3 protein-coding genes are annotated in these 4,259 nt (G+C 41.8%); all 3 read right to left on the bottom strand.

Features of this window, described 5'->3' with window-relative positions; translation table 11 throughout:
- Positions 1 to 214, bottom strand: a 214-nt coding sequence (locus BLT_RS0105305) for a hypothetical protein (protein WP_026104996.1), incomplete at its 3' end; no start/stop codon positions are given.
- 15 nt (positions 215 to 229) lie between these two features.
- On the bottom strand, positions 230 to 1,666 hold the full coding sequence (locus tag BLT_RS0105300) for a distal tail protein Dit (protein ID WP_017726773.1): 1,437 nt from the start codon (positions 1,664 to 1,666) through the stop codon (positions 230 to 232).
- 2 nt (positions 1,667 to 1,668) lie between these two features.
- A partial coding sequence (locus BLT_RS0105295) for a phage tail tape measure protein (RefSeq protein ID WP_017726772.1) occupies positions 1,669 to 4,259 on the bottom strand: 2,591 nt, incomplete at its 5' end.

The raw sequence follows: 4,259 nt of genomic DNA, 5'->3' as shown, positions 1-4,259 counted from the left end.
TTTGTGTGGTAGGAAAATTTCCCACATTAACGGAAAGAGGATTTGCGGAACTAATAGGATTGCCATTAACGTCCACAATGTATTGTTTCAGAGCACCGTTTCTTCCTCGCGTCTCTTCGTAGTGATTTGCACCTTCTACTCGATGCTGTGGAAGGAAGCCAGGGTTTGTTCCAGGCGTTGGATTAGACTCTCTTAATAATCGATTATTTACCACTCTTTTTTCCTCCTTTTACAGCCACTTTCTTCTATACCTAACTTCCACATCGGCAATGCCTTTAGGATAAAGTTCATAACTATTAATCCCTTGTTCTATTTCAAAAAAATCTGTTGATAGTTCATACAAATCAACCCTTGACTCTCCATTTAATAATAGATTCGACGTTTCGGTATTGATTTCAATCACATCGCCTGGCTGAACAGCGAGTGGAATTTCTTGAACTGGTTGCGGTTGATTAATACGAAAGATTTTAATTTCTTTGACCCTCATTTCGGTTGGAACCCTTAACGGAAATGACCTTGTCGCTACTTGAATCTGTGTAATTGGAACCATATAACTCCCTGCAACATCATTAAAGCTAAAATAACGCCTTGTCAGATGAATGCCCGAAGGACTGAATCGAGCCACATACATTTCCCATTGTCTGCCCACACGACTGATTCGCAACAATCCGTTGAAGTTATTCCAACCTGTTTCATTTCCAATCGAAGGAAATTCTTGAAATACCCACTTACCGTTTGTTCCCCCGAGTTGCGACTTTGCTATCATTTGTTCGGTGCCACGCCACACATCTTCGATGCCGATTTTTGCAACGGTGTTATTGTTCGCATCAAGTAGATAAATTTCGATCATACCAACCTCGAAGTCTACATTCAGATTTTCCACTTTTATATCTGCTTGAAAGTCTTGCAAAGAGTATCCGATAGCTCTCTTTAGAGAAGGACCTTGCCAACGATGTGGTTCAATCGGATCACCGAAAGATTCCGGATAGAAACCATTTGAATCAGCAGCCATGTTCCCAGCCACATATCCATTATCGGCTCGATCCGCTGTTTGCCAGCTTGCGGTAGAATTCATGTTGTCTTGAAACACGAGTTCTTCACGAACCATTTCTGTTTGTTCCACTGTTGCTGGAGCTCCAATTCGAATGGTTTTATCATGTTGATTTTTAATAGAAAAGTAGGTACTTGCTTGTTTAATAGCTGCTCTGAAAATCGGCTTCGTATTTGCGGTACCGTCATTCGTAATAAACAGTTGGTCGTTCACAAAGAACTCTGTTTTCTCGATTGCGTCATACCTATATGGATCAGGGCAAATAAAAAGAAGAGTTGTCTGCCCTGTTCGCATAAACTCTTCTAAATTAGTTTCACCGCTTAATTTCGCTTTGTAGAAAACATTTGGCTCGTCTCGAAACCATAGTGGCTTTGGTTCTTTTGTAACAAGGAATCCAATTACTTCTCTTGCTTTTTTTAGCTTCTCCTCACGTGTTTTCGCAAAAATACCAACTGGTATGGAGATTTCCCTCACGCCAAGTTTGTGTCCAAAACTATAACTACCATCTCGGCCAGGTACCTCAATCAATCGATTTTGAATTGGAGGGGCAAGTGGCCTCACTTTTTCCCCAACAACAAACCACTTTCTTAAATCAATTCCATTAAATGTAGGCAACTTTATCCCCTCCCCCTTGAACGATTTGTTCTTCTTTTCATGTTGGCCATTTCCTCATCCATATATGGCGCTGTTGCTTTTGCAATTGGTCTACCATCTAAATAGATAGGAACCTCAATCACAATTGGTTCAGAACCGTTTGTATGAACACCACTTAATGCATTTGACAATCGGTTAGAAGAAAGATTCACCTGTCTGTTATTTAATTGATCAATTACGCGTTGTGCTTCACCAGCTGGGCTTGCACCAGTCGCAAAAGCCGGAATTTGATTCAAAGCTCTGAGAATATCCTTCGACTCGTCGTGCGTAAATACTTGTGTACCACGAGGTAAATTAGTAATACCGAAATCAAGCATCGACCATCTATTACCATGTCTCGCAAGCTCAAAACCTTCTTCACCAACTAAAGCAGGTCCACCAGGTGCAAAGTTTGTCCCTGATGCAAAACCTGGTATTCTAAAATTAGCAAGAGCTGCCGTAAGTCCGGATGTAACGTTTGACCAAACGGCACTAAGTGTGACACGTTTGGTTGCACTTCTTTCTGCTTCCTCTTGAATCCTAGCAGCTGTACCCCTGTCGTCCACATCGACTTCTTTTCGAACATCTTTACCTAGTTCATCAGTCAGCTCCCTAGCCTTACCAGTGCCTTCATCAACCACTCGGTTATTGCCTTGTAGCTGCCGTTCTTGAGCACTTAAAACATCATTTACATGTCGGACTTGACTCTCATAACGTTCAGTCTCACGGACTAAATCAGACGCTAGTCTTGTTTCTCTTTCTATGCGTTGAATGACAGATTCATGCTGTGCAATTTGACGGTCAAGATAAGTGATTTGGTCCTGTAGTACGTTCCCTTTATCACCTTCTCTTCGTATCTGTTCCTCTATTTCAGCTTTTTGTTCACGTAACTTTGCTAGATTCTCATCCGCAACAGTAAGACCTTCTTTCCCAGCTTCATTAATGTCAAGCTCTTTAAGAAGAATCCCTGAAATGGCTTCGTCAATTTGATAAAGCTTTGCAAGCTCTTCTTCATTCTGCGCTAATTTCCCAGCAATTTCTTCACGTTGTTTCTGTAAATTTGAAAGTTGGTCGGATACCTCATCGTTAATAACACGCTCTAAAAACCAAATTTCATGCTCCACTTCTGACATTTCTTGTTGAGTAAGTAAGCCATTTCTTCTCTTTTCGTTAAGTTCATCAAGGCGAGCATTAGCTTCATCTTCTTTCATATTTCTATAATCAAGAAGCTCGCTGAAGGTTCTTTCAATAACAACAAGCTCTTCTCTTAATTTGTTGTTGTCTTTCAGCATTTGAGCTTCGTTTTCTAAAGCTTGCAAACGTTCAACCTGCAATTCTTCCAGTGCCATATCGCGTAAGGATTGAATATAGTCGTGTACAGCGTCCGTTGCTGTAATAACTGCATTACCTTTATTGGTGAATGACTGCTCAACCATAGGAGATTGTCCGATAATTTCATCATTCAAACCGAGCATTTCCGACAGTTCTTCATTTGTCAGACCACTTTTTTCACGTAGTAAGTCATATTGTTCCTGCAATCTAGCGACGCGATCTGGATCCTGTGCAGAATTAAGATCCGTTTGAATATCAAGCAATCTGCCCATTTCATCAGAGGTTAATCGGCTTTTACGATGTAGCTCATCATAGCGCGCAACATTCACTTCTACTGCATCTGCTTGCTCAAGCATAGATTTTGCACTTTCTATACTAACCTCTCTCGCTTCGCGTTGTGCATCTACGTATCTGTAAACCCCATAGCTTAATGCGCCTATAGCAGCAACCGTTAACCCAACAGGACCAGTTAACGCTGTTAATACAGCAGCTAGACCTCCCGCTCCAGATATTGCACCCGACACAAAACCTACCACTCTTAACAAACCACCCATTGTTGTAACCATGCCACCAAGTCCTATACTCACAGGACCAATTGCAGCAGCTACAAGCGCCCATTTAATAATTTGCTTTTGTGATTCCTCATCCAAATCGCCGAATCGCCGTACAAGGTCTGTTGCCTGTTTTACCATATCCGTAAATACAGGTATCATGTGCTCGGAAAGAGTTATTCCGATACCTTCCAGAGCTGAACGAAACTCGATGATGGCACCTTTAGCATTATCTGACATCGTATCTGCCATTCGTTGGGCTGCACCTTCACTATTTTCCAATTCTTTTGTGTTGTTTCTTATGTTCTTTGAACCCTGTTCCAACAATACGGCCCAATGCTTCTGTGCTTCTGCGCCAAATAATGTGGAAAGAGTAGTAGCTTTTGTTTGTTCATTCATATCAGATGTAGCTTTCTCGATACCTTGGATAATGTCTGGTAGAGGCTTCATAGCACCTTCACTATCAAAAAAAGAAAGGTTCAACCTTTTCATTTCTTTTTCCATTGCTGCTGTCGGTGAGGCAAGTCTTGTTAAACTTGTTGCAAAAGCACGACCACCCATCGAGCCCTGGAGACCAGCATCAGCTACACCCATCATTGCGGCTGTTGCATCTTCAATAGAGATACCGAGTGCATTCGCCATCGGTGCAACGTATTTCATGGCTTCGCCTAGCTGCTCAACGTCTGTATTGG

Source organism: Halalkalibacterium ligniniphilum, assembly GCF_000334155.1.
In the GTDB taxonomy this organism is placed as follows: Bacteria; Bacillota; Bacilli; order Bacillales; family Bacillaceae_D; genus Halalkalibacterium; species Halalkalibacterium ligniniphilum.
The sequence above is the reverse complement of the archived record's forward strand: the minus strand, read 5'-3'. Positions and strand labels throughout refer to the sequence as shown.